Below are 23,685 nucleotides of genomic sequence, written 5' to 3'. Positions count from 1 at the left end.
AAATTGTTAGCTGCGGTGCACGAGGTTCTCGCCGTCGTTGCCCGCCGCCCAGGCCTGCACCTGCTTCTTGAGCAGCTTCACCATGCGCGGGAAGAACGCCTTGGTGTTCCCGCCATTGTGCGGAATGACCAAGGCATTGGGGTGCTGCCACAGGGGATGGCCGGCAGGCAGCGGTTCCGGGTCGAAGACATCTGATGCCATGTTCAAACGGCCCGAGGCGACTTCCGCCACGATGGCGTCGGTGTCCACCACCGGACCGCGGGCCATGTTGATGACCGTCGCGCCATCAGGAAGCTTGGCCAGCAATTGCGCGTCCACCAGATGGCGGGTGGAATCATCGAGCGGTACGATCAGGATCAGCACCTCGATTTCCGGCGCCCGAGCCGCCAGCTCGGAGGTTGCGAAGACCTCGCCGTGCTCATCGGTGCGGGCGGTCGATCCGAAGCGCAAGAGATTGACTTCAAAAGGCTCCAGGCGCTTGCGGATCTCCTCGCCGATGCCGCCCACGCCAACCAAGCCCACGGTACGGTCAGCTAAGCCGGGCCATTGCTGGGGATTCCATCGGCCCTGCTGCTGATCGCGCACCGATTGCGGAAAGCCTCGCAAGGAGGCGATGGCCAGTCCCAGTGCCATCTCGGCGGTAGCCGCCGCGTGGACGCCGGCCGCTGTATTGATATCGGCGCGGTCGCCAATCAGGTCGATCATTCCATCAAAGCCGGTTGTCTGCGTCTGGACCACCTTGACATTGGGCGCCTTGCGGACGTTTTTCAGCGTCTGGGGATTCGCCATGTAGGGAAGGATGGCAATATCGATGTCTTCCAGCGGGGTCTCGGGGTCGTTCTCCAAGTCCCAGAGCACTGCCTTGAGATTTTCCGGGATCGGTCCGACCGCATCAATCAGTTCTTGGGTGGGGAATGAAATCGTTCGTTGGGTGCTCATGGAATCACTGTACAAACCCCTTCCGCTCTTTGGTAGTAATCCCTAGTCATCTCCTGTAATGAAGGTCACCGCGGAATACTGGCAATCGAATTTGCGCTGAGGGAAATTGCTGGTAAAGTTTTATCTCGTTGCGAAAGCGCGAAGCCCAAAAAGCTTCTAGAACATCGCAGCGGGCGCCTCTAGCTCAATTGGCAGAGCAAATGACTCTTAATCATTAGGTTCCGGGTTCAAGTCCCGGGGGGCGCACGAACAATTTGTTCGGTTCACCAGGCAACTTGTTTATATAAATCAATACGCGCCTTTAGCTCAATTGGTAGAGCAAATGACTCTTAATCATTAGGTTCCGGGTTCGAGTCCCGGAGGGCGCACAAAACAAAGGTCAGGCTTCGGTCTGGCCTTTTTTGTTGACCATGCGCGATTCTGCGCTTCCGGTCATGGCGCCAGGCCGAAATTTACCGGCCGCGGGGCTTGTCCGCTGGCAATGCCGGGGCGGATCAGCGTTTCGACTCGTGCCCGTTTGCGGCTCGCGGCGCAGCGACCGCGATGGCGAACTTCTAGCAGGTGGTCGGAGTTATGGAATATGCAACTACGGTGCGTGATGGCAATGGGCATTGCCGAAGTGAAAACTTGTGTGTTTTAGATTACTTCGCCATCGGCGTAGTCGTGATAACATGAAGCTGACTTGGATGTTTTTCTTTTCGGGCTGGATGCTGGGCGATTTTTGCTTTTGCGCCATTTCTGCCTATGATTGTCTACGTCGCAATGACGGGTTCTGAAAAAGAACTAGTCAGAGCGAGGAAGCGCCTTTAGCTCAATTGGTAGAGCAAATGACTCTTAATCATTAGGTTCCGGGTTCGAGTCCCGGAGGGCGCACAGTAGATCCGATCTGATTCATCAGGTCGGATTTTTTGTATACCGCAAAGAAAAGAGGATCAGCTCATGAGTACTCCCGCAACGGCTAACCGCCTGTCCGTCGGCGACCAGGCCCCTGATTTCACCTTGCAGGACGCTGCCGGCAATTCCGTCTCCTTGTCCGATTACCGTGGCAAGAAGACCATTGTGTACTTCTATCCAGCGGCATCCACCCCTGGCTGCACCAAGCAGGCGTGCGACTTCCGTGATTCGCTCGAATCATTGAAGGGCCTGGGCTATGCAGTTCTGGGCATCTCCCCGGACAAGACCGCAAAGCTTGAAAAGTTCGTTGCCAACGAAGAACTGAATTTCCCGCTGCTTTCCGATGAAGATCACGCGGTGGCTGAAGCCTATGGTGCTTGGGGAGAAAAGAAGAATTACGGCAAGGTCTACGAAGGCCTGATCCGCTCCACGATCGTGGTCGATGAAGAGGGCAAGGTTGCGCTCGCGCAGTACAACGTGCGTGCCACCGGACATGTGGCAAAGCTGCGCCGTGACTTGGGGATTGATCCGAAGTAGCCGCTGCCCTTGACTGATTTCATATCAGGCCCAAGTTCCGCTACACTAAATGAGGTCGCCTTCAGGGAAACGGTGTTTCCGGTGTAGCGCTAGCGAGTATGGCGGAATTGGTAGACGCGCTGGATTTAGGTTCCAGTGTCTTCGGACGTGAGAGTTCAAGTCTCTCTACTCGCACCAACAAAACCCTGCGGTCTGATTCCATCGGCCGCAGGGTTTTCTGCATGCATCCATCACGCACGGCGTAAGATCCAATTAGGCACGCGACCGAGATCCGATCAGGAGAGGCACCATGTCCGCCAAAGACCTGCCCACCATGTACGGGCTAGCTGAATCCGATCCTGGCCAGAAGCTGATCAAGCGGGCTGGCGTCGTGGATGCGGATCTGCAGCAAATCGACCGGATCATGGCTGAAATGGGCCGGATGCGCCAGATCGAGCGCCGGATCATGCGCAGCTCGCAGCAGTACATGAAACTGAACGAAACCGACATGCGCGCCATCCGCAAGATGATCTCCGCCAAGCATGCCGGGCAATCGGTCACCCCTGGCGCCCTGAGCCAGTATTTGGGAATTTCCAGTGCGTCGGTCACCAAGATGATTGACCGGTTGGAGGCCCATGGCCATGTGCGGCGCACCAAGCATCCAACCGACCGTCGCTCGCAGTGCGTGGAAGTGACCGAGAAAACCCATCTGGCCGCCCGCGAGCAGGTCGGCCGGCATCATGCCAAGCGATTCGAAGTCGCCAAATCGCTGAGCCCCGAAGAACGGGAAGTGGTGATCCGGTTCCTTGCCAGCACCTCTGATGCCATGGAAAGCAGCCTTGGCGAACCGGGCCCCGGCGAAACCGAATAGCCCCGGAGTAACAGGAGCTGCTCAGCCCTCTTCCTGCTTTTCCGCATCGCGCACGATGTTCTTGATGGTGGCCGGGAAAATGGCGCCATGGAACGGGAATACCGCCCACCAATAGCAGCGTCCTGCCAGGCCGCGCGGGAAGAACACCGCACGCTGGATCAGCTCCGTTCGCCCCTCGCTGTCCTTCCCGATGCGGTAATCCAGCCAGGCCCGCCCCGGGGCGCGCATCTCCGCGCGCAGGCGCAGCAGGCTGTTCTCCTCCAGGGCTTCCACCCGCCACCAATCCAGCACATCTCCCAGCGCCAAGGTGCTGTGCGAGCGCCTGCCGCGCCGTGAGCCTACGCCTCCCGCCAGCTTGTCCATCAGGCCGCGCAGCTTCCACAAGGCGGGGAAGGCGAAATAGTGCGAATCCCCGCCAAGCCGTTGCAGCACGCTGAACAGCTGCGCCTCGGTGGCGCAGGTGCTGATCCGGCGGATGTCCGTGTAGGCCTTGCGCCCTGCCCAGTCCGGGTCTGAAGGCAGCGGTTCGGCCGGGGCAGCGATCGGCTGGGCGGTAGCCCAGCTGGTTTGCACCGCGTCAGCATCCATCTTCTCCAGCGCCAGCTGCACCGCCCGCGGATAGTCGCACAGCCCTTCGGCTGGCGGGGCAATCAGCGCATCGATCTCCCGCGAGCCCATCACGCAATCATGCTGCAGCGACTGCACCAGCGCCGATGCCAGGGTGTGCGGCAGCGGCGTCACCAGATTCACCCAGTGCGAGGCCAGCCGCGGGGTCAGCAGCGGCAGCGGCCAGATGCTCGGCTCGCGCAGGCCGGCCACCCGGGCATAGATCTTCATCAGCTGGGCATAGCTGTAGGTGCTTGGCCCGCCGATGTCATAGGTGCCCTGCGCGGGTTCCGCCAGCTCGGCGCAGGCCGCAAGGTAGTGCAGGGTGTCGCGGATGGCGATGGGCTGCACCTGGTTCAGCACCCATCGCGGTGCCGGCATTACCGGCAGCACATCGCTCAGGTGCCTGACCATTTCGAAACTGGCCGAGCCCGAGCCGATCACCAGGCCTGCCTGGAGCACCAGCGTGCTGGCGGCCTCCGACAGGATTTCTCCCACGGCCACCCGTGATGCCAGATGCTCGCTGAGTTCGCCGGCGGGATGCAGGCCCGAGAGATAGACCAGCTGGCTGACCGATTGCTCCCGCGCGGCCTGCGCCACAACCTGTGCGCAGGCTTTCTCCTGGGCCGCGAAATCTCGGGTTCCCGACATCGAGTGCACCAGGTAGTAGAGCAGGTCCACGTCCTTGCAGAGCCTGGCCACGGCGTCCCGGTCCTGCAGGTCGCCCTCGACGACTTCCACCTGGCCGCGCCAGGGTATATCGCGCAGGCGCTGAGCATCACGGGTGAACACCCTGACCTGGTGCCCATTGCTCAACAGCAGCGGCACCAGCCGTCCGCCAATATATCCGCTGGCTCCGGTTACCGCGATCAAGCTCATGGCGCCGTCACCCCGCGCTGGCGCCAGGCGATGGCCAGCGAGCCGAGAAGCAGCAATGCCGCGCAGCCCAAGCCGGCGTAGCCCACCAGCTCGGACTGGTTGCTGCCGGCCAGCCGGCTCGCGCCGATCCAGGCCAGGCCCCAGGCGATGGCCACCGCGGTGAAATTCCTGCCCGAGTAGGCGGTGATGCCCAGACCGATGCCCGCTGCCGCCACCAGCAGCACCACAGCCAATCCCGGCGTCCAGGAAGCGCCTTCGCCAACGCCCAGCGAGAGCAACCACGCTGCGGTGTTGGCAATGCTGGCCACGCAGACCCAGCCCAGGTAGATACCGAAGGTCAGCCACATGATCCAGTATTCGGTGCGCGAGCCAGGGGTGCCGGCCATCATGAGGGACAGCATCCAGGCCAAGCAGGCAACCAGGGCGAAAATCACCGCGACGCTTACTCCCAGCCAGCCAAGCTGCACGACGGTAATCCAGGCGGCGTTCAGCAGAGCCGAAAGCAGCGCGGGCATCCGCAACCTAGCTGCCCAGGCCGAGCGGCGCCCGGCGGGCGTGAGCTGGAAAATTCCGTAGACGGCCAGTCCTGCATAGATCACGCTCCAGATGGAGAACGCTGGGCCGGCCGGGGCCAGCAGTGTTGCATCGGCGCTGAGATAGCCGCCGGCTGCCTGCTGGATTGGTGTCCCGCCCAGGGCCCCGCTGCCGATGAAGGAGACGGCGATGGCCAGAACCAGTGCCAGCGCCGTGATCACCGGCAGCGTCCACGATGCCGTGGCCGTTCGGGCCGGCAGGGGGAAATCGGGGGAATTGGTTGAGCTGCTCATCGTGCGCTCCTGAAAGGTCGATGGAAAGTTTTTCCCGTTTCGAGTCGACAAAACGAGATAGTTAAACCATGATGTATCTAGACAAGCTAAATATCAACAAGGCGAGAGAAGTGATCATGGAATGTCCAGCAGTGCTGACGACCTCGGAACTCTTCCGGGAGCTGTTGCGGCTGACGCGCTCCTACGCCCTGTGCGAGGCACGCTTGCGGCATCGCCTTGGCCTGAACGATACAGACCTGCGCGCGGTGAACCTGCTGCGCTCCATGCAAACACCCAGCTCCGGGCAACTGGCCCGCGAACTCGGGGTCTCATCGGCAGGAATCACCTCGGTCCTGGATCGGCTGGAGGCCCGCGGAGTGGTGGAAAGACGGCATCACGCCTCGGACCGCCGGCGCACCTTGGTGGTCCCGGGACCCAATTTCCCTGTGTCCACCGGACCGGGACAGGTACTGCTTCGGCATCTGCACACCTTCAGTGCGCGACTCGACGAGCCGGATCGCGTCCGGCTGCGCGCCGAGCTGGAAGCTTCCCGGCGTGAACTGGACCAGCGGGGGACCGGGAGCAGTGAAGAACACCAAGCAACCACACCACAACCTGGGAGCAGGGAATCATGAGAACGCACACCACCACGCACCAGTCCCTGCCGGCCCCAACAGCGCCAGCACACACTCCGCTATCGCAAACCGCATTGGCCGCGCGCGGGCTCATCGATGACGCCACCCGGCAGGCCATCAGCGACCGGCTGGAACTTCTGGCCATCCAGGCCCAGCGGCGCAGCGCCGCCTACTCGGAGCAGACCGCGCTGCTCTGGTCCCGAATCGGCGCACGCCTGGGAACCGGCAAGCTCATGCGGCCAGGGATGGTGATGCTCGGATACCGGGCGTTCGGCGGACGCAACGAAGCCCGCGCCATCGACCTGGGCTGCGCCTTCGAGCTGCTGCACGCGGCCCTGTTGATCCACGATGACGTGGTGGACCGCGATTTCGTACGCCGCGGCGAGCCGACCATCTCGGCGGTCTACCGCGACCACGCCCTGGCCAACGGCCGGAATCCTGCCGATGCCGAGCATGCGGGCAATTCGGTGGGCATCATCGCCGGGGACCTGCTGATCAGCGAGGCGATCAAGCTCGCCGCCCGCGCCGCGGCCGGCAGCGATGCCGAAGCCGGGGTGGAACAAGCCTTCTTCCAAGCCATTGAGCAGGCAGGAGCCGGGGAACTCGAAGACCTGCTCTACTCGTTGGGCCCGGCACCTGCCACCACCAGCCAGGTGCTGCGCATGGAGCAGATGAAAACCGCCGCCTATTCCTTCCAGCTGCCGCTGCAGGCAGGAGCCCTGCTGGCCGGGGCGCACCCCGTGCAGGCCGAAGCTCTCGGCACGGTGGGCTGCCAGCTCGGCGTAGCCTACCAGATCATCGATGACGTGCTGGGCACCTTCGGTGATCCGGCGCGCACCGGCAAGCCGGTGGAATCTGATCTGCGCGAATTCAAGAGCACCATCCTGCTGGCCCTGGCCAGCGAGCAACCAGAATTCTCCGCACTGCTCAACGGATTCCGCGAGGGAACGGTGGATGCCGGCAGGATCCGCCAGGAGCTGGCGGCGCAGGGAGCAGAGCGCTTCGCCCGCCAGCTGGCTGCGCAGCTGTGCTCGCGGGCCACCGGCTCCGCCGCCTTCCTGGACTTGCCCGAAGAAGCCCGCACGCTGCTGCTCGAATGCACCAGCCTGATTCTGGACCGAAGCAGCTGAACACCATGAAACGCGATACTTCCCTGAAGCCCGCGGCCAGCACCGCCGCCCTGGAGCACTACTCGCGCGCCGCCCAGCGCAGCGCACGGGTGGTGCTGGGCGAATACTCCACCTCGTTCTCGCTGGCCTGCAGGATGCTGGATGCCGGCAGTGCCCGGCACATTGCCAATATCTATGCGCTGGTGCGCCTGGCTGATGAGATCGTGGACGGGGTGGCCTGCCAGGCCGGCCTGGATAACCAGGCCATCGGAGGCTGCCTCGATGAGCTGGAAGCCGAGACCCTGCGAGCGATGGACCGCGGCTACAGCACCAACATGGTGGTCCATGCCTTCGCTATCTCCGCCCGGGCCACCGGCATCAACGCCGCGCTCACCGGCCCGTTCTTCGCATCCATGCGCGCGGACCTCTCCACCGGGCAGCACGACGCGCGCAGCCTGCAGGACTACATCTACGGCTCGGCCGAAGTCATCGGGCTGATGTGCCTGCGGGTCTTCGGTGCGATGCCCGGCGCACCTGAACTGGACCGGGCCGAGGAGCAGCAGGCCCGCCAGGCTGCCCGTAGCCTGGGCGCGGCCTTCCAGAAGGTCAACTTCCTGCGCGATCTGGCCGAAGACAGCCAGGACTTGGGACGCAGCTACTTTCCCGGGATTAACCCGGCCCGCTTCGACGAGCAGGCCAAGGCGCTGCTGGTGGAGCAGATCGAGCAGGACCTGGCCCAAGCCCGCGCCGGGATGCCTTATCTGGCCCCGTCAGCGGCCCGGGCGGTGCGCCTGGCCCATGACCTGTTCCACGAACTGAATTCCCAGCTGGGCAAGGCCGACGCCGCCGACCTGCTGCGCACCCGCATCTCGGTCTCCACCCCGCGCAAGGCGCTGATCGCCGCCCGCGTGCTGCTGGGAACCAGCCGCAGCGCGCACCGCAAGCAACTCATGGAAAGAGCACGCAGATGAAGAACGAAAACCCGGATGTCGTCGTCATCGGGGCAGGCTTCTCCGGCCTGGCCAGCGCCGGGCTGCTGGCCGCCCGGGGCTGCAAGGTCACCGTCATCGAGCAGCAGCCGCATCCTGGCGGACGCTCAGGACGCCTGGAGCGCGGCGGATTCCGCTTCGACACCGGGCCCTCCTGGTACCTGATGCCCGAGGTCTTCGAGCACTGGTTCCGGCTCATGGGCACCAGCACCAGCGAACAGCTTCAGCTGCGCGAGCTGGATCCCGGCTACCGCGTCTTCTTCCAGCACCGCGACGCACCCGTGGACGTGGGCACCGGTGCCGCGGCCAGCGCCCTGTTCGACGCCCTGGAACCGGGCAGCGCTCCAGCCCTGGCGCGCTACCTGCGCACCGCGAAGGAAGGCTACGAACTGGCCCTGGAGCATTTCCTCTACGATGATTTCAGCTCGCTGACCGGGCTGCTGCACCCGAAGATCCTGCGCCGTGCCCCGCAGCTGGCCAAGCTGCTGGCCACCAGCCTGGCAGGCCATGCCGCCCGGCGTTTTGCCAGCACCGAGATCCGCCAGCTGCTCGGCTACCCGGCGGTGTTCCTGGGCTCCAGCCCGAACCGCACCCCAGCGCTCTACCAGCTGATGAGCCACCTGGATCTGGCCGATGGGGTCAAATACCCGATGGGTGGCTTCGCCGCCGTGGCCGATGCGATGGCCGCACTGGCACAGAAGCACGGCGCATCCATCCACCTCTCAGCCACCGCAACGGCCATAGAAACCAGCCCGGGAAAGAACCCGCGGGTCACCGCGGTGCGCTGGATCGATGAGCAGGGCAAGGCGCAGCGCACCGAGGCCGCGCATGTCATCGGAGCCGCGGATGTGCGCCACCTGGACGGCGAGCTGCTGCCCGAAGAACTGCAGACCCATACCGCCAAGAGCTTCCAGCGCAAGGATCCCGGCCCCAGCGCTGTGCTGCTCTGCCTGGGGGTCAAAGGCAAGCTGCCCCAGCTGGAACACCACAACCTGCTGTTCACCACCGACTGGGACGAGAACTTCTCGCGCATCCGCAATGGGCAGGCGCTGCAGGAAGAAACCAGCATCTATGTCTGCAAGCCCAGCGCCACCGACCCGGACGTGGCACCGGAGGGCTGCGAGAATCTGTTCATCCTGGTGCCTGCCCCGGCCGTGCCCGGATGGGGGATGGGCGCCGCCGATGGCGCAGGAGCCGCCATGGTCGAGGCGGTGGCCGACGCTGCCATCGACCAGCTGGCTTCCTGGGCCGGCATCGAGGATTTGCGGTCGCGGATCGTGGTGCGCCAGAGCATCGGCCCGGGGGACTTCGCCGCCCAGTACGGCGCCTTCAGGGGCGGTGCGCTGGGCTTGGCCCATACCCTGGGGCAAAGCGCCATGCTGCGTCCGGGCAACCGCAGCGCCACCGTGCGCGGGCTGCACTATGCCGGCAGCACCGTGCGCCCCGGAATCGGGGTGCCGATGTGCCTGATCAGCGGGGAGCTGGCAGCCAAGGCGGTGCTCGGTGTCCCCGGTGCCGGGCCGATGGCCGAAAGCGGTGCTGCAACGCTGGCGCAGGAGGCCGGAGCATGATCTATTTGGGCATCCTGTTGTTTCTGCTTGCCTGCATGGTGCTGCTGGATGCCAAGGGGAAGCTGTTTCTCTTCCGCCACCCGGTGCGCGGGATCCTGGCCCTCGCGCTGGGCACCGGTTTCTTCGTGCTCTGGGATGTGCTGGCCATCAGGCAGGGCATCTTCCTGCACAAGGAATCGCAGCTCATGACCGGGATCATGGTGGGCGAGCAGTTCCCGCTGGAAGAAGTCTTCTTCCTCATCTTCCTGTGCTACTGCGCGATGACCGCCTTCGCCGGCCTGCCGATGCTGGTCCGCGGGCTGCGAGGTGAGCGGCATGTTCCTTGAATTGAGCTTCTGCTTCCTTGCCGCGGCCATGGCCATCTTCGCCGCCGGGCTGGCCGCCAGCAAGCAGCGCCTGCGCACGGTGATCAGGCCGCTGGGCGCCGCATTGGCCGTGATGCTGGTGCTCACCGCGATTTTCGACAACCTGATGATCTACGCCGGGCTGTTCGGCTACGGCAGCGGCACGCTGTCCGGGGTGCATATCGGCCTGGCCCCGATCGAGGACTTCTTCTATGCCGCCTGCGCGGTCTTCCTTCTCCCCGGACTGTGGTGGCTGCTCGGCGCAGGCAGAAAGGATGCTTCATGATCCGCGGAATCGTTGCCAGCTCGCGGCCCATTTCCTGGGTGAATACCGCCTACCCGTTTGCCGCCGCCTTTCTGCTGGCCGGCGGGGGAGTTGATTGGCGCTTGGCCGTGGGCACGGTGTTCTTCCTGTTTCCCTACAATCTGCTGATGTACGGCATCAACGATGTCTTCGACTACGAATCGGATCTGCGCAATCCGCGCAAGGGCGGAATCGAGGGCGCGCTGCTGTCCCGGCAGAGCCACAAGGCGCTGCTCGTCGCCTGCGTTGCGTGCGCCGTTCCGTTCCTCGTGGTGCTCGCAGCGGCGGGAAGCCTGGTGGCCAACCTCGTGCTGGCCGTGTCCATCTTCGCTGTGCTGGCCTATTCGGCACCGTGGCTGCGCTTCAAGGAACGGCCCGGGTTGGACTCGCTGACCAGCGCGGTGCATTTCGTTTCGCCGGCGGTCTACGGCTGGGTGCTCGCTGGTGCCAGCGTGCAGCCCGGGCAGTGGCTGGTCTTTGGCGCGTTTCTGCTGTGGGGGATGGCCAGCCACGCCCTCGGCGCAATCCAGGACATCATTCCCGATCGCCAGGGCGGCCTGTCATCGATTGCCACCGCCTTGTCCGCCCGCACCACCATCTGGCTGGTCCTTGCCGGCTATGTGCTGGCCGGAGTGCTGGTGGTCGCCGGGGTGCAGGGGATCGGCCGCTGGGCGTCGCTGCTGGCCCTGCCCTATGTGCTCAACGTCCTACCGCATCTTGGGGTCAGCGACGCGAGCTCGGGTACGGTTAATCGAGGATGGAAGAGATTCTTGTGGATCAACTACCTGTGCGGTTTCCTGCTGACCATGCTCCTGATCTTTTCGGCACTTTTCACCTAACTAGACCCGGATGGGGAATCAAGGATTTCAATGGATGTCATTTTGCTTTCGGAGGATGGCCAGCCAATCGGCGTGCGACCGAAAGAACTGGTCCACACCACGGATACCGTGCTGCACCAGGCCTTCTCGTGCCATGTGCGCAATGCCGCCGGCCAGGTGCTGGTGACCCGCCGCGCACTGTCCAAGGTGACCTGGCCAGGGGTATGGACCAATTCCTTCTGCGGGCATCCGCAGCCCGGTGAAAGCTTCGAGGAAGCGATTGCCCGCCATGCGGCCCATGAGCTCGGCTTCAAGGTCAGTGGCATCGAATCGGCGCTGCCGGATTTCCGCTATCGCGCCGTGGATGCCTCGGGCATTGTTGAGAATGAAATTTGCCCGGTCTTCACCGCCGTGATTGACAGCGAGATCACCGCGAACCCGGATGAAGTCATGGACTACTGCTGGGTGGATCCGGCGCAGCTGGGCGTTGCCCTGCGTGCAACGCCGTGGGCCTTCAGCCCGTGGCTGGTGATGCAGGCCGAGGAGCTCTCCCTGTACCAGGCCGCGCAAGGCTGACCCCGAGCGCGGCGCCGGCATGAACGCCGGTTCGGTAATGGCCTGTGGAGATGTCCTGGCCATGGGCTAGGCTCAATTGCATGGTGCTTCAAGTATTTGCTGCCGCGATCAAGCGGCGCTCAAAGGCCAGGGATGCCTTGGGCAAAACCGGCGTCGTAGCTGCCGGACTGGCGCTGGCAACGTGCCTGGCCGGCTGCACGCCGCTGCAGTTCGAAGCATCCGACCGCATCCCGGGCGCAAACGCGACGATCGCGGCGCTGCCGAAGTACGCCGATAACCTGGAGGAAGTCGAGGGCCGGCAGGAATGGGCTGATCAGAAAATCTTCCAGTACCTCAACGGCCAGGGCGCTGCGGGATTCCATTCATTCGCCAAGGATTCCATCCAATACGCCACCGTCGGCTGGCTTTCTCCGGTCCAGGGCGTGCTCGCCATCGTCGTGGAGGGCAGCGACTGGATCGCCGATGGCAGTGCCGTCCGCTATGCCGAACTGGTCATCACATCCGTCGGCTACGAATCCAGCGAATTGGACCGGGTCGAGATTATCACCGTAGAAGGTGAGTTTCTCGCTTCCGACTACCGCGGGAATCACCCCGGGGCGCTGTGAACGAAAGGCCACCTCGCCGCAGGGCTCGCGTTGGAGCTGGCAGGCGAGATGGCCTTCTCGTTTTGGGATGCTGTTGCTGCTTATACGAAGTTCTCGGTGCCTTCGATGGTGTTCATGAAGTGATCCATGAAATCGGCGAAGTCTTCAGCATCCGATTTCTGGTCGAGCGTGGCACCAATGCTGATCGCGTCATCCACATGCAAGTCGATGCTCGGCGCTTCGGGAACGCTGAAGCGGAACACCCGGCCCGAAGAGATCGCAATCTCGTAGCCGCCATCGCTCAGCTCGGCCAGCTGGTTCACGTTCGTATTGTTGATATTGATGGCATCTTCGGAGGCTTCCAAGCTGCTTGCATTGACTGGCGCAATAATCAGCTCCGCCGGCTGGCGTCGATATCCGATGACCTTGAGCCCCCCGGAACCGGCGATGCCGGTGCCCGCCACGAGATTGTAGCTGGCGAAATTGGGGATCTGCGAGTCAAAAGCCTCGTGGAGGCGGTCCTTGACCTGCTGGGTCGGATTTTCGTCTGGGCGCTTGTCCATACCCCTTACTCTACCGATAAGTTTGGACAATTTGATCAGACGCAACACTTATCGAAATATGTCATCGACACGTCATGGGTTATCTGATTGGTCATATTGACTTCTAGAATGGGATTAATGAGCCAAGATGCTAATTGAGTCAGGAAGCCATGCGCACGTGTGGCCACTGGCCCAATTCATGCCCTTCTTGGCTTAAAGCTGCAAGCGAAACCATCTGCAAGGCAGGCGGTTTCCTTGGGGCAAGGGCTGCGAGCTGGATTAATCGCATCCCTGGCAGCTGGTGCTCGTCTTCAGCTAACCCCGCTTCGACAGGCGCTTTCAGTGCCCGGGAAGCGAAATGGCCAAGGAATGAACGTGGGGACGCGTCCAATCTTTGGACATTCATCTCATATAATGAGATAAACAGGGTGTCTAGTTGCTCTTTGCCGTGAGGTGGAGAAAACTAGAGGCATGCAAATAAACACCGATGTACTACTAGTTATCAGGCGCGGAGCCTGAGGCGCTGTCCAACACCACGGACGGTACACCGGTAACGCGCAAGCCCCCTTTCGTCATCAGTGACGGCCGCGGGGCGTTTTTTATGCGTAAACGAAGAGATAGAAATGGAAAGGATCCCGATGAGCAACTCAACACCCGCCAATCCGGCGTCGGTTGCGAAGTCAATCAATCGAACCAAGGATGCCGCCGCCGCTGTCTCTTCCGTCGTGGAAGCTTCGAACCCGGTCCAGGGTCCGAATAATATCGTTGCTCCCACACAGATGACGGGCTCACAAGCCATCGTCCGCTCGCTGGAAGAAATGGGCGTCAAAGACGTCTTCGGATTACCAGGTGGGGCCATCCTTCCCACTTATGATCCACTGATGGATTCGACCAAGATTAACCACGTCTTGGTCCGCCACGAACAGGGTGCAGGCCATGCCGCACAGGGTTACGCCATGGTGAGCGGGGAAGTGGGCGTCTGCATCGCCACTTCCGGTCCAGGCGCAACCAACCTCGTCACCGCACTGGCCGATGCCAATATGGACTCGGTCCCAATGGTGGCCATCACCGGTCAGGTCAATAGCGCTTTCATTGGCTCTGACGCATTCCAGGAAGCAGACATTGTCGGCATCACGATGCCGATCACCAAGCACGCTTTCCTGGTCACCAACGCAGAGGACATTCCTCGGACGCTGGCCAGCGCGTTCTACCTGGCGCAGACCGGCCGTCCCGGTCCGGTGCTGGTGGATATCACCAAGGATGCGCAGACATCCGAGATGACCTTCTCCTGGCCGCCCAAGGTGGACCTGCCCGGCTACCGCGTGGTCACCCGTGGCCACAACAAGCAGCTGCGCGAAGCCGCCAAGCTCATCGCTTCGGCAACCCGCCCGGTGCTGTATGTCGGCGGCGGCGTGATCAAGGCCAACGCGCACGAGCAGCTGAAGGAATTCGCGGAATTCATCAACGCACCGGTGGTCACCACCCTGACCGCCCGCGGCGCATTCCCGGACTCGCATGAACAGCATGTGGGCATGCCGGGCATGCACGGCGCCGTGTCCGCAGTGACCGCGCTGCAGCAGGCAGACCTGCTGATCACCCTCGGTGCCCGCTTCGATGACCGCGTCACCGGCGTGCTCTCCACCTTCGCGCCGAACGCGAAGGTGATCCACGCCGATATCGATCCCGCGGAAATCTCCAAGAACCGCGTGGCCGATGTGCCGATCGTGGGTTCGCTGGATGAGATCATCCCGCAGCTGCACGAAGCCTGCGCCGCACGCTTCGAGAACGAAGCCCAGCAGGATCTGACCGGCTGGTGGGGACTGCTCAACCGACTGCGCGAAACCTACCCGATCGGCTACACCGAAACCCACGATGGCCTCTCGGCTCCGCAGAACGTCATCCAGCGGATCGGCGAGCTGACCGGTCCGGAAGGCGTATACGTGGCAGGCGTGGGCCAGCACCAGATGTGGGCCGCGCAGTTCGTGAAGTACGAGCGTCCGCGCTCGTGGCTGAACTCCGCAGGGCTGGGCACCATGGGCTACTCGGTGCCGGCCGCGATGGGCGCCAAGGTGGCGCAGCCGGACCGCGTGGTCTGGGCCATTGACGGCGACGGCTGCTTCCAGATGACCAACCAGGAACTGGCCACCTGCGTGATCAACCAGATCCCGATCAAGGTTGCGGTGATCAACAACTCGTCGCTGGGCATGGTTCGCCAGTGGCAGACCCTGTTCTACGATGGCCGCTACTCCAACACCGATTTGAACACCGGGCACGGAACCGCCCGGATTCCGGACTTCGTGAAGCTGGCGGATGCCTACGGCTGCGTGGGCCTGCGCTGCGAACGCGATGAGGATATCGATGCGACCATCCAGAAGGCATTGGAAATCAATGACCGTCCGGTAGTCATCGACTTCGTGGTCTCGGCCGATTCCATGGTGTGGCCAATGGTGCCCTCGGGAGTCAGCAATGACCAGATCCAGATTGCCCGCGGCATGACCCCTGAATGGGAAGAGGAGGACTAGAACATGGCAAAGCATACGCTTTCGGTACTGGTTGAAGACGTTCCCGGCGTGCTGACCCGCGTCGCCAGCCTCTTCGCCCGCCGTGCCTTCAACATTCACTCGCTGGCCGTGGGCCCGACGGAAATTGCCGGCATCAGCCGCATGACCGTGGTGGTCGACGCCGAGGGGGATTCCCTGGAGCAGGTCACCAAGCAGCTGAACAAGCTGGTCAACGTCATCAAGATCGTGGAACTGCTGCCCGAAACCTCGGTGCAGCGCGACCACATCATGATCAAGGTGCGCGCCGATGCAACGACCCGTCTGCAGGTCACCCAGGCCGCGGAACTGTTCCGTGCTTCGGTGATCGACGTATCCACCGACTCGCTGGTCGTGGAAGCCACCGGGAACGCCGCGAAGATCGATGCGCTGCTGGCAGTGCTTGAGCCCTTCGGCATCCGCGAGATCGTCCAGGCAGGAACCCTGGCCGTAGGCCGCGGATCCAAGTCAATGAGCGACCGCGCTTTGAAGACGATTTCCGCCTAGGCGCAACGACTTCAAGAGACACGAACTACAAAATTTAGATACTTGGCACCTAGCTTGGAAGTAAGCAACAGTGCCTCAGCAAAGACTTCTTCACCAGAAGCACATATAAGGAGAATTACAGTGGCTGATCTGTATTACGAAGACGACGCAGACCTCTCGATCATCCAGGGCAAGAAGGTAGCCATCATCGGCTACGGCTCCCAGGGCCACGCCCACGCACTGAGCCTGCGCGACTCGGGTGTCGAAATCACCGTTGGCCTGGCCGAGGGCTCGAAGTCCCGCGCCAAGGCTGAGGCCGAAGGCCTGAAGGTCGCCACCGTTGCCGAGGCAGCAGCCTGGGCAGATGTCATCATGATCCTGACCCCGGACCAGGTCCAGGCCCAGGTCTACACCGAGTCGATCGCCGAGCACCTCGAAGAGGGCAACGCCCTGTTCTTCGGCCACGGCTTCAACATCCGCTTCGGCTTCATCCAGCCACCAGCCAACGTTGACGTTGCCCTGGTTGCCCCTAAGGCACCAGGCCACACCGTGCGCCGCGAATTCGAAGCCGGCCGTGGCATCCCTGACCTGATCGCCGTGGAGCAGGACTTCACCGGCGGCGCCAAGGAACTGGCACTGTCCTACGCAGCAGGCATCGGCGGCACCCGCGCCGGCGTCATCGAGACCACCTTCACCGAAGAGACCGAAACCGACCTGTTCGGCGAGCAGGCTGTGCTCTGCGGCGGCACCTCCCAGCTGGTCCAGTACGGCTTCGAGGTCCTGACCGAAGCCGGCTACAAGCCGGAGATCGCCTACTTCGAGGTGCTCCACGAGCTGAAGCTGATCGTCGACCTGATGTGGGAAGGCGGCATCGCCAAGCAGCGCTGGTCGATCTCCGACACCGCTGAGTACGGCGACTACGTCTCCGGCCCACGCGTGATCACCCCAGAGGTAAAGGAAAACATGAAGGCTGTCCTGGCTGATATCCAGTCCGGCGCTTTCGCAAACCGCTTCATGGAAGACCAGAAGGCCGGCGCTCCTGAGTTCAAGGAACTGCGTGCCAAGGGCGAAGCACACCCAATCGAGACCACCGGCCGCGAACTGCGCTCGCTGTTCTCCTGGATCTCGGATGCATCCTCGGATGACTACGTGGACGGTTCCGTAGCCCGCTAATTGCAGGCAATGAGCTGATTTACTAGCCAAGCGCCGCTGGCCTCGACAATTATTAATGGTCGGGGCCAGCGGCTTTTTGCTGCTTGAAAATGATGAGCTGGATTGCTGGGCTCGCCGACCTCTTAGGACATGTCGAGTTCCCTAGCTGAGGGCATCTGCAAGAACCGATCTGCGGACGACGCGGACGCTTCCAAAGCCGAACTGGACCAATAGGCTCCCACAATAAAATTGGCCTCGACTGCTTTGCCAGCACAGCAGTCGAGGTCAATTCCTATTCAGTTATTGATAAATAGTGCAAGCCGGAGCCAGCTCAGATCTTTGATGCCCTGTAGCCGGCCTTGCGCGCATCAGCCGCAGTCTTGAAGCATTCCTCGGGCTTGGTGATGTCGTAGAAGCGCTGGCCCTTGACGTGGTACTTCCATTCCTTCTTGCTGCCTGTGCGGTTTCCCTTCACCGGGTAGCCCTCCGGGCAGTTCTTGGCCTTGCCATTCATCTTCACGGATCGCTTGGCGGCAGCCTTCTTTTTCACCAGCAAGGTCTGCGTCTTCTTCACAGTCGAGGTCTTGCCCTTGAGCTGGTACTTGACCGTGGTGGTGACCTTATATGTGCCGGCTGCAAGCTTGACCGACTTCTTATTGTTGGCGATGGACTTCTTGCCCTTGACCACCTTCAGCAACGCCGACTTGATCTTGACGTTTTTGGCCTTGGAGTAGCTTGGCTTGACGGTCGCTTTGGCGGATCCCTTGACGGTTTTCGTGCCGATCTTCTTGATGGCCACTGCTGGGGCCTTCTTGGCGGCAGCAACAGGGACTGCAGGTGCGGCAGTTGGCATTGGAGCAGCCGCTGAAATGGCAACTCCAGAGAACGCAAGCGCACCGGTGGCAACCACTGCCAGCGCGCGCTGAACCAATTTATTCAATTTTTCCCCATGAATATGCGAGCGAATATGGAACCGGTTTGTCCCATGTCTTGATTATAAATGGCATCGCAACGATACGAGCCTATCTCGGTTGAGCTTACGATTCTCGGATGAATTCGAGCGCAGCGCCGGAACTTCCAGCCAGGAGTCGCTACCCCGCAATAGACGGGCATTGGCGCGCGGAAGTCGTAGTTCGAAATACTGCAACTGACCGTCGAGCTGAGGTGGGAAGGCTGCATCGCCAAGCAGCGCTGGTCGATCTCCGATACCGCTGAGTACGGCGACTACGTCTCCGGCCCACGCGTGATCACCCCAGAGGTGAAGGAAAACATGAAGGCTGTCCTGACTGACATCCAGTCCGGCGCTTTCGCCAACCGCTTCATGGAGGACCAGAAGGCCGGTGCTCCTGAATTCAAGGACCAGCGTGCCAAGGGCGAAGCACACCCAATCGAGACCACCGGCCGCGAACTGCGCTCGCTGTTCTCCTGGATCTCCGATGCATCCTCGGATGACTACGTCGACGGTTCGGTAGCCCGCTAGAGTTTTCTGCTTGAACACTGAACGATAAACGTCAGCAGGATTCGATTTCAAAGTATTCGGATCCTGCTGACGTTTCTTTTTCGTCTAGCGCTACATGGCCATAGACTCAGGAGTATGTTCGAAATTCATGATGGAGATCTTTCGAAGCAGGCGTACCAAGCGCTGCAGACGGAGTCATTAATCGCATGTGACACCGAGACTTCAGGGCTGAATTGGAAGACGGATAGTTTGGGGCTGGTGCAGTTCTTTGGTGAACAGTCAGGCGCTCATCTCGTCAAGGTTCGAAGTGAAGTCACCGCAGTCCGTATTTGCCAGTTGATCGAATCCCGAAGCACTCGGAAGGTATTCCACCACGCTCCGTTTGATCTGGCTTTTATGACGGCAACATGGGGGGCTAACGCGCGAAATTGCGTGTGCACAAAAATCGCTTCCAAAATTCTTTGGGCAGGTGAGGAGGCTGAGCATTCGCTGCAGGCTCTATTAATGCGCGTTCTTGGTGTGCAACTAAATAAAGGTACCGTGCGCACGAGCAACTGGCTCGACCAGAATTTGTCTCCTGAACAGTTGGCGTATGCGGCAAAAGATGTCGAGCACCTTATTCCGCTAGTGCGAATACTAGAAAAAGGTCTAGCTTCGAATCAGAAACTGGACCTTTATCTAGAATGCTGCGCTTTCTTGCCGACTCGTGCGAAGCTAGATCAGCTGATGCTCAATGACATATTCAGCTATTAGCCAATGGCTGCCAAGCTTCATCCGTGAAGAACTCGAAGGCCGGTGGTACGGTGCAACGCAGTTTCGCAACAAGACGCATATGCCATGGTGCATCAGGACCATTGACGACTTCAGCAGTGCACGAAATACTATTCAGATCAAGTGCGGCGAGATCCAGAGTGAATAAGTCTGGAACGTACCCCAACGGCGTGCAATCTTTATCCGTAACTACAACGGCATTATTGTTTTTCGGGTTTGATGGTTCTCGTACCAGTGACAGGTCCGACCCAGAGCGCAAGGAAGCAAGTGCGCGTTCCTGCTGGTCGCGACTGATCGAGACTTCTTGTTGATTCAGAATTCGAGCTTCGCCTGCAATATGGCGCATACCGTGCACTAGAAAAGAAACTTCCCAAGAATTGAGTTGACCCTCGCAAGGTACTGGGACGGGGAGCAACTGCAACGTATCGCCTGCTCTGCGTCCGCCAGAATGCGAGATCTGTTCCCATGGTGTTGGGCTGTCTGAAAGGCCCAAGGACGAAATGAATCTGGAGTAATCGGGGCGGCGAGGCTCCATGACCCGTTGCGCAAACAGCGGGAAGAGCGAATCTGCTTCGTAGTTTCGATCGAGGTCGGGGAATCCAACAAGTGGCTGAAAGTCTTCGATTGCCAGGACGTTGCGCACATAACTAAAACGGTAGATGCCGGCGATATTTTTGGACAATAACCCGATCACGCTGATTTGGCGGGTAATAGGATGTTGCCAAGTGACCGCAAGCACGCTGATTTCGTGTGAACCGAGGACATCGGACGACAAGAGTCTAGGAGGGGTCAATACAGACATCTCGAATCCTTTCCAAGTTCACGGTGAGTAGCTTGTCTATAAATTTACGCCGTGGCAACGACATTTTGGGGATTTGGTGAGGAATTCCTCGTATTTGATCTAGGTCCAGCTCCTGCAAACGATTCGACCAGTGCTCTTTTCCGGCGGCGGTGCACATTGAGAACGCCATGCCGGCCGCTTCAGATAACCCTAGCCGTCGGTTGCCGGGTCCAACTCGTTCAAGACGTTTAGCCTTTGCTCTGGCGGCCCAGGCTTCGATTTCCTGGCCATTGGTGTCTTCAGTCATGCTAAGTAAACGCTCTTCGCTCAGGTTGAACCCGAGGCTGCTGGCGTTGTCGTAGATGGGGCTAAGACGTTCTTGGAGATCGTTTCGCTTGATTGATGGGTGGAGGATAGCCCAGTTATCTTCGTGCCTATCCTGGTTTGCTATCCATGCATCAAAGATGCAGATCCCGGCGAAAGCATCAAAAGCAGTCATTCCGGATGAATATTCTCCTCCTGGAGGCGGGAGAACTCCGTCCAAGGAGTTCTTGATATTAGTGAGAGAGTGCCCTTGCCGCATCTTCGACCCTTGGACGAAATCCGTGATCCCGCGAGACGGAAGCCAAACTGCACCGTGGATAAGATCCAGCCCTAGTGGCTTCACGTCTAATGAAATTATCCCTTCCACGCCATCATGCACTGCGAGGTAGACAGTTGCACTGGCTATGCCAAGTAGTGGGGCTAGATGACTGGACAGCAGTTCGGCGAAATCTTCTCCATAACGCATGCGTTCGTCTACTGTGTTGTTCTTGAAGAACCAGCGTTTGTCTGAATCTTTGGGGTCGGCCAACACATGTTTGATCTCAGCACCTGCAGGTTCGGTGGAAATTTTCTCCCATGACGTCGTATCCACTGTGTCGAACGCATTGTCAGAAATTTCTGAAAAGTGGAAGCCACTTGAATCGTCCAAATTCCGTTATTTCCTAATTCTTGGTTTCTGTGAAGCGTATGCGTACCAGTCAGTCTCATCGTAACGTGGCACATGACATATTGGGAGTCCTCAGTCCATGGCGTCCTAACTGGAGTAAATAGAATTAACGAATTCCAATGAGGCGAAGTAATAGAATCAATCTGGCTCGTACCCGTTGCCCTGAGAATCGAGGCAGTCTGTCGAAAGGGAGATCTCGCAGTCCTGAGAGACAAGCGGAAAATTTGCTCGCAAGCCGTACGCAATGCATTCGGACGGAAACCAGGACAGATTAGGGCTCCAATCTGGAAATTCTCGGTTGATGCGCCTTGATAGCAGCTTTTTCCCAAGCGGTTGGGGAGCTGATTGCTAGACTCGCTGGAAACAATCAAGGGAGTGCGCCAGCGCTGCAGGAAAGCAACTACGACGATTTCGCCACGGACTACGCGGATGAGAACGAGTTCAGCATGCTGAATGCCTACTATGAGCGCCCGGCCACGCTGGAGTTGGCAGGGGACGTCGCAGGACGGAGAATCCTGGATATCGGGTGCGGTGCTGGCCCATTGGCCGAACAACTGATCCTTCGCGGAGCCACCGTATCGGGCTTCGATACCAGCCATGCCATGGTGGATCTGGCACGCCAGCGGCTGGGCGACGACGCAGATCTCCAAGTGGCCACCTTGGGGGAGAAGCTCCCCTGCAGCGATAGCAGTTTCGACGACGCGATTGCGTCCTTGGTCTTCCATTACTTGCCGGACTGGAGCTTCGCACTGGAAGAAGTACGCCGCGTGCTCAAGCCCGGCGGGCGGCTCATCATGTCGGTGAACCACCCGATTCTCTATCCGTTCAACCACCGCGGCAAGGACTACTTCCAACTCACCCAATACACCGATGAAGTGACCTTCAATGGGAAGCCTGCCCAGCTGACCTACTGGCATCGCCCGCTGCACGAAATCATGACAGCGCTGATCTCCGCTGGGTTTGCGATCGAGCGCGTCTGGGAGCCTCCGTATGTAAAAGCTGCGCCCGCAGGCGTGATTCCAGAAGCGCTGCGCGACCGCGATGCGTTCTTGAGCTTCCTCTTCTTCTCGCTGCACACGAGAAAGGTCGACACGAATACGCCATGAACAGTGCCTTGATGGAGCACGGCGCGCATCGTTCGGTCCGCGGCTTGTTGGGCCGTGGCCAAGCGGTAACCCCAGGGTTACTGCTGGCGTCCAGGCATCAACGCAGCGTGGCCGAACGCATCACTGGACGTACATGATGCGGATCTGCGAACTTTTGCTCCGTCAATTGAAGCAGGTAATCCCCGTAACCGCTCTTGCCCAATGCGTCGGCAAGGGAATGCAGCTGGTTGTCGTCAATGAAACCTTGGCGCCAAGCGACTTCTTCAGGTGACCCGATTTTCAGCCCTTGCCGCGCTTCGACAGTACGGACGAAATTGCTCGCATCATTGAGTGAATCGAACGTTCCGGTATCCAGCCATGCGGTACCACGCGCCAGCACTGTCACATTAAGCTGGTCGTCTGCGAGGTACAAGCGATTGATATCGGTGATTTCCAATTCGCCCCGTGCAGAAGGTTCCAAGTGCCGAGCCTTTTCAACCACCGAATTATCGTAGAAGTACAGCCCGGGTACGGCGAAATGGCTCTTGGGTTCCAAAGGTTTTTCTTCGAGCGAGATTGCCCGCCCTGTGCTGTCGAACTCGACGACACCATAGGCGCTTGGATCCTTGACCCAGTACCCGAAAACGGTCGCCCCTGGCTGATCTGCATACGCTTGCAGCTGAGTACCGAATCCTGGCCCATGGAAGATGTTGTCGCCGAGCACCAAGGCTACGCACTCATCTCCAATGTGATCTGCGCCGAGCACAAACGCCTGGGCCAGACCCTCTGGTCGCGGCTGGACCGCGTAAGACAAATTGATCCCGAATTGCGAGCCGTCCCCCAGCAGCCCGCGGAATTGTGATTCATCCTGTGGTGTCGTAATAACCAAGATATCTCTGATGCCCGCAAGCATAAGAGTAGACAACGGGTAGTAGACCATTGGCTTATCGAAGACTGGCACCAACTGTTTAGAGATTCCCCGCGTGATTGGGTGCAAGCGTGACCCCGTTCCGCCAGCTAAAATTATTCCCCTCATAAAGTCGAGGGTAACAAGTTTTTTCTGTCAGGTATAACTAATCTTAGAACTTCTTTTATGTGTTATTTAATGTCACTAAAATCCAGTATTTTCTTTGAGGTGCAGATGTGCCCTCTGCATTGACAAGCCTGGATGAAATTCAATGTTTGACTAGATATTACACGTGTTATGCGCGTATCTTGAGTCGGTTTTCGAGTGGAGTGTACAAGTAATTTTTCGATAAATAAGTAGTCGACTACGCGTGAAAAATGTGCGTTGCCTGAGTATTTTTTAGCGACAGATCGCGTGTTTTGAGCGTGCATTCTACAAATTCGAAAATCTTCAGCATCTGCATTGTTGTAATTCTTGGGGGAATAACGGGCATGAATTCTGAGACGAACCAAGGTAGCTGTCGATCCGATGGC

The 23,685-nt window shown here is 60.1% G+C and carries 24 protein-coding genes, 4 tRNA genes and 1 pseudogene; 21 read left to right on the top strand and 8 right to left on the bottom strand.

The genetic code is table 11. The features are described from left to right. Positions 1–6: 6 nt before the first annotated feature. The gene (locus tag EKH49_RS08720) at positions 7–939 is read right to left on the bottom strand and encodes a 2-hydroxyacid dehydrogenase (RefSeq protein WP_128470534.1); all 933 of its coding nucleotides are present in this window, start codon (positions 937–939) and stop codon (positions 7–9) included. A gap of 173 nt (positions 940–1,112) precedes the next feature. Here EKH49_RS08720 and EKH49_RS08715 point away from each other — a divergent pair. The 6 genes from EKH49_RS08715 to EKH49_RS08690 all read left to right on the top strand — a co-directional run bounded on the left by EKH49_RS08715 (position 1,113) and on the right by EKH49_RS08690 (position 3,220). Further along, positions 1,113–1,185 (top strand) — tRNA-Lys (locus EKH49_RS08715). Positions 1,186–1,234: 49 nt separating this feature from the next. Then, positions 1,235–1,307: transfer RNA gene (locus tag EKH49_RS08710), tRNA-Lys, on the top strand. Positions 1,308–1,739: 432 nt separating this feature from the next. Then, positions 1,740–1,812: transfer RNA gene (locus EKH49_RS08705), tRNA-Lys, on the top strand. Between the two features lie 66 nt (positions 1,813–1,878). Further along, complete coding sequence (gene bcp, locus EKH49_RS08700) at positions 1,879–2,370, top strand: thioredoxin-dependent thiol peroxidase (RefSeq protein ID WP_038991372.1); 492 nt, start codon at positions 1,879–1,881, stop codon at positions 2,368–2,370. Between the two features lie 92 nt (positions 2,371–2,462). Beyond that, positions 2,463–2,547 (top strand) — tRNA-Leu (locus tag EKH49_RS08695). A 112-nt stretch (positions 2,548–2,659) separates the two neighbouring features. Continuing rightward, complete coding sequence (locus EKH49_RS08690) at positions 2,660–3,220, top strand: MarR family winged helix-turn-helix transcriptional regulator (protein WP_128470533.1); 561 nt, start codon at positions 2,660–2,662, stop codon at positions 3,218–3,220. Between the two features lie 21 nt (positions 3,221–3,241). Here EKH49_RS08690 and EKH49_RS08685 read toward each other — a convergent pair whose 3' ends face one another. Together EKH49_RS08685 and EKH49_RS08680 are read right to left on the bottom strand one after the other, a co-directional pair. After that, positions 3,242–4,705, bottom strand: coding sequence for an SDR family oxidoreductase (locus EKH49_RS08685; RefSeq protein WP_128470532.1), 1,464 nt, complete (start codon positions 4,703–4,705; stop codon positions 3,242–3,244). Beyond that, complete coding sequence (locus tag EKH49_RS08680) at positions 4,702–5,532, bottom strand: tryptophan-rich sensory protein (RefSeq protein ID WP_128470531.1); 831 nt, start codon at positions 5,530–5,532, stop codon at positions 4,702–4,704. The genes EKH49_RS08685 and EKH49_RS08680 overlap by 4 nt, the downstream gene beginning before the upstream one ends. A 68-nt stretch (positions 5,533–5,600) precedes the next feature. Between EKH49_RS08680 and EKH49_RS08675 the strand changes: the two genes are divergently transcribed. From EKH49_RS08675 to EKH49_RS08635, 9 genes are all read left to right on the top strand, one after another. Beyond that, positions 5,601–6,146, top strand: coding sequence for a MarR family winged helix-turn-helix transcriptional regulator (locus EKH49_RS08675; RefSeq protein ID WP_128470530.1), 546 nt, complete (start codon positions 5,601–5,603; stop codon positions 6,144–6,146). Continuing rightward, a complete protein-coding gene (locus tag EKH49_RS08670) occupies positions 6,143–7,276 on the top strand; it encodes a polyprenyl synthetase family protein (protein WP_128470529.1) in 1,134 nt (377 codons plus the stop codon). Before EKH49_RS08675 ends, EKH49_RS08670 begins: the two co-directional genes overlap by 4 nt. Before the next feature lie 5 nt (positions 7,277–7,281). Next, the gene (locus EKH49_RS08665; RefSeq protein WP_128470528.1) at positions 7,282–8,226 is read left to right on the top strand and encodes a phytoene/squalene synthase family protein; all 945 of its coding nucleotides are present in this window, start codon (positions 7,282–7,284) and stop codon (positions 8,224–8,226) included. After that, complete coding sequence (gene crtI / locus EKH49_RS08660; protein ID WP_128470527.1) at positions 8,223–9,815, top strand: phytoene desaturase family protein; 1,593 nt, start codon at positions 8,223–8,225, stop codon at positions 9,813–9,815. The genes EKH49_RS08665 and crtI overlap by 4 nt, the downstream gene beginning before the upstream one ends. Continuing rightward, positions 9,812–10,141: a lycopene cyclase domain-containing protein gene (locus EKH49_RS08655; protein WP_128470526.1), complete on the top strand. Its 330-nt coding sequence runs from the start codon at positions 9,812–9,814 to the stop codon at positions 10,139–10,141. Before crtI ends, EKH49_RS08655 begins: the two co-directional genes overlap by 4 nt. Beyond that, entirely contained in the window at positions 10,131–10,445 is a 315-nt protein-coding gene (locus EKH49_RS08650; protein ID WP_128470525.1) for a lycopene cyclase domain-containing protein, read from the top strand. The genes EKH49_RS08655 and EKH49_RS08650 overlap by 11 nt, the downstream gene beginning before the upstream one ends. Continuing rightward, positions 10,442–11,302, top strand: coding sequence for a prenyltransferase (locus tag EKH49_RS08645; protein WP_073707539.1), 861 nt, complete (start codon positions 10,442–10,444; stop codon positions 11,300–11,302). Before EKH49_RS08650 ends, EKH49_RS08645 begins: the two co-directional genes overlap by 4 nt. Before the next feature lie 30 nt (positions 11,303–11,332). Beyond that, a complete protein-coding gene (idi, locus tag EKH49_RS08640) occupies positions 11,333–11,857 on the top strand; it encodes an isopentenyl-diphosphate Delta-isomerase (RefSeq protein WP_128470524.1) in 525 nt (174 codons plus the stop codon). 80 nt (positions 11,858–11,937) lie between these two features. Next, positions 11,938–12,462: a hypothetical protein gene (locus tag EKH49_RS08635; protein ID WP_128470523.1), complete on the top strand. Its 525-nt coding sequence runs from the start codon at positions 11,938–11,940 to the stop codon at positions 12,460–12,462. 80 nt (positions 12,463–12,542) lie between these two features. On the opposite strand, the gene EKH49_RS16550 is transcribed toward EKH49_RS08635, so the two are convergent. Continuing rightward, positions 12,543–13,004 carry a hypothetical protein gene (locus tag EKH49_RS16550; protein ID WP_161567488.1) on the bottom strand — a complete coding sequence of 154 codons (462 nt, stop codon included), beginning with the start codon at positions 13,002–13,004 and terminating at the stop codon, positions 12,543–12,545. Positions 13,005–13,621: 617 nt separating this feature from the next. Here EKH49_RS16550 and EKH49_RS08625 point away from each other — a divergent pair. The 3 genes from EKH49_RS08625 (at position 13,622) to ilvC (ending at position 17,179) form a co-directional block, all read left to right on the top strand. After that, positions 13,622–15,505, top strand: a complete 1,884-nt coding sequence (locus EKH49_RS08625; protein WP_038991385.1) for an acetolactate synthase large subunit — start codon at positions 13,622–13,624, stop codon at positions 15,503–15,505. Between the two features lie 3 nt (positions 15,506–15,508). Next, on the top strand, positions 15,509–16,027 hold the full coding sequence (gene ilvN / locus EKH49_RS08620) for an acetolactate synthase small subunit (RefSeq protein ID WP_038991387.1): 519 nt from the start codon (positions 15,509–15,511) through the stop codon (positions 16,025–16,027). A 120-nt stretch (positions 16,028–16,147) separates the two neighbouring features. Continuing rightward, positions 16,148–17,179: a ketol-acid reductoisomerase gene (gene ilvC / locus EKH49_RS08615; protein WP_128470521.1), complete on the top strand. Its 1,032-nt coding sequence runs from the start codon at positions 16,148–16,150 to the stop codon at positions 17,177–17,179. A 310-nt stretch (positions 17,180–17,489) separates the two neighbouring features. Here ilvC and EKH49_RS08610 read toward each other — a convergent pair whose 3' ends face one another. After that, entirely contained in the window at positions 17,490–18,098 is a 609-nt protein-coding gene (locus EKH49_RS08610; protein WP_236641098.1) for a sunset domain-containing protein, read from the bottom strand. A gap of 201 nt (positions 18,099–18,299) precedes the next feature. On the opposite strand from EKH49_RS08610, the pseudogene EKH49_RS08605 reads away from it, so the two are divergent. Together EKH49_RS08605 and EKH49_RS08600 are read left to right on the top strand one after the other, a co-directional pair. Continuing rightward, positions 18,300–18,638 (top strand): annotated as a pseudogene (locus tag EKH49_RS08605) (ketol-acid reductoisomerase); the annotation flags it as partial. 114 nt (positions 18,639–18,752) lie between these two features. Next, entirely contained in the window at positions 18,753–19,370 is a 618-nt protein-coding gene (locus EKH49_RS08600) for a ribonuclease D (protein ID WP_128470519.1), read from the top strand. On the opposite strand, the gene EKH49_RS08595 is transcribed toward EKH49_RS08600, so the two are convergent. Then, on the bottom strand, positions 19,360–20,190 hold the full coding sequence (locus EKH49_RS08595) for an HIRAN domain-containing protein (RefSeq protein ID WP_128470518.1): 831 nt from the start codon (positions 20,188–20,190) through the stop codon (positions 19,360–19,362). The two genes, EKH49_RS08600 and EKH49_RS08595, sit on opposite strands and share 11 nt — an antisense overlap. Beyond that, complete coding sequence (locus EKH49_RS08590; protein ID WP_128470517.1) at positions 20,168–21,142, bottom strand: hypothetical protein; 975 nt, start codon at positions 21,140–21,142, stop codon at positions 20,168–20,170. Before EKH49_RS08590 ends, EKH49_RS08595 begins: the two co-directional genes overlap by 23 nt. 464 nt (positions 21,143–21,606) lie before the next feature. Between EKH49_RS08590 and EKH49_RS08585 the strand changes: the two genes are divergently transcribed. Next, the gene (locus tag EKH49_RS08585) at positions 21,607–22,266 is read left to right on the top strand and encodes a class I SAM-dependent methyltransferase (protein ID WP_201739586.1); all 660 of its coding nucleotides are present in this window, start codon (positions 21,607–21,609) and stop codon (positions 22,264–22,266) included. A gap of 97 nt (positions 22,267–22,363) precedes the next feature. Here the strand turns inward: EKH49_RS08585 and rfbA are convergent, their stop codons facing one another. Next, positions 22,364–23,281, bottom strand: a complete 918-nt coding sequence (gene rfbA, locus EKH49_RS08580; protein ID WP_128470516.1) for a glucose-1-phosphate thymidylyltransferase RfbA — start codon at positions 23,279–23,281, stop codon at positions 22,364–22,366. Positions 23,282–23,685 lie beyond the last annotated feature (404 nt).

Origin of the sequence: Glutamicibacter sp. HZAU (genome assembly GCF_004100365.1) — a bacterium.
GTDB classification, from domain to species: domain Bacteria; phylum Actinomycetota; class Actinomycetes; order Actinomycetales; family Micrococcaceae; genus Glutamicibacter; species Glutamicibacter nicotianae.
The sequence above is the reverse complement of the archived record's forward strand: the minus strand, read 5'-3'. Positions and strand labels throughout refer to the sequence as shown.

Bases quoted from the DNA above. Each gene is read 5' to 3' on its own strand.
- idi (WP_128470524.1), top strand. From the start codon at position 11,333: ATGGATGTCATTTTGCTTTCGGAGGATGGCCAGCCAATCGGCGTGCGA.
- EKH49_RS08665 (WP_128470528.1), top strand. From the start codon at position 7,282: ATGAAACGCGATACTTCCCTGAAGCCCGCGGCCAGCACCGCCGCCCTG.
- bcp (WP_038991372.1), top strand. From the start codon at position 1,879: ATGAGTACTCCCGCAACGGCTAACCGCCTGTCCGTCGGCGACCAGGCC.
- EKH49_RS08690 (WP_128470533.1), top strand. From the start codon at position 2,660: ATGTCCGCCAAAGACCTGCCCACCATGTACGGGCTAGCTGAATCCGAT.
- EKH49_RS08635 (WP_128470523.1), top strand. From the start codon at position 11,938: ATGGTGCTTCAAGTATTTGCTGCCGCGATCAAGCGGCGCTCAAAGGCC.
- EKH49_RS08650 (WP_128470525.1), top strand. From the start codon at position 10,131: ATGTTCCTTGAATTGAGCTTCTGCTTCCTTGCCGCGGCCATGGCCATC.
- ilvN (WP_038991387.1), top strand. From the start codon at position 15,509: ATGGCAAAGCATACGCTTTCGGTACTGGTTGAAGACGTTCCCGGCGTG.
- EKH49_RS08600 (WP_128470519.1), top strand. From the start codon at position 18,753: ATGTTCGAAATTCATGATGGAGATCTTTCGAAGCAGGCGTACCAAGCG.
- EKH49_RS08720 (WP_128470534.1), bottom strand. From the start codon at position 939: ATGAGCACCCAACGAACGATTTCATTCCCCACCCAAGAACTGATTGAT.
- EKH49_RS08655 (WP_128470526.1), top strand. From the start codon at position 9,812: ATGATCTATTTGGGCATCCTGTTGTTTCTGCTTGCCTGCATGGTGCTG.
- EKH49_RS08670 (WP_128470529.1), top strand. From the start codon at position 6,143: ATGAGAACGCACACCACCACGCACCAGTCCCTGCCGGCCCCAACAGCG.
- crtI (WP_128470527.1), top strand. From the start codon at position 8,223: ATGAAGAACGAAAACCCGGATGTCGTCGTCATCGGGGCAGGCTTCTCC.
- EKH49_RS08680 (WP_128470531.1), bottom strand. From the start codon at position 5,532: ATGAGCAGCTCAACCAATTCCCCCGATTTCCCCCTGCCGGCCCGAACG.
- EKH49_RS08595 (WP_128470518.1), bottom strand. From the start codon at position 20,190: ATGTCTGTATTGACCCCTCCTAGACTCTTGTCGTCCGATGTCCTCGGT.
- EKH49_RS08585 (WP_201739586.1), top strand. From the start codon at position 21,607: ATGCTGAATGCCTACTATGAGCGCCCGGCCACGCTGGAGTTGGCAGGG.
- rfbA (WP_128470516.1), bottom strand. From the start codon at position 23,281: ATGAGGGGAATAATTTTAGCTGGCGGAACGGGGTCACGCTTGCACCCA.
- EKH49_RS08675 (WP_128470530.1), top strand. From the start codon at position 5,601: ATGATGTATCTAGACAAGCTAAATATCAACAAGGCGAGAGAAGTGATC.
- EKH49_RS16550 (WP_161567488.1), bottom strand. From the start codon at position 13,004: ATGGACAAGCGCCCAGACGAAAATCCGACCCAGCAGGTCAAGGACCGC.
- EKH49_RS08685 (WP_128470532.1), bottom strand. From the start codon at position 4,705: ATGAGCTTGATCGCGGTAACCGGAGCCAGCGGATATATTGGCGGACGG.
- EKH49_RS08645 (WP_073707539.1), top strand. From the start codon at position 10,442: ATGATCCGCGGAATCGTTGCCAGCTCGCGGCCCATTTCCTGGGTGAAT.
- EKH49_RS08625 (WP_038991385.1), top strand. From the start codon at position 13,622: ATGAGCAACTCAACACCCGCCAATCCGGCGTCGGTTGCGAAGTCAATC.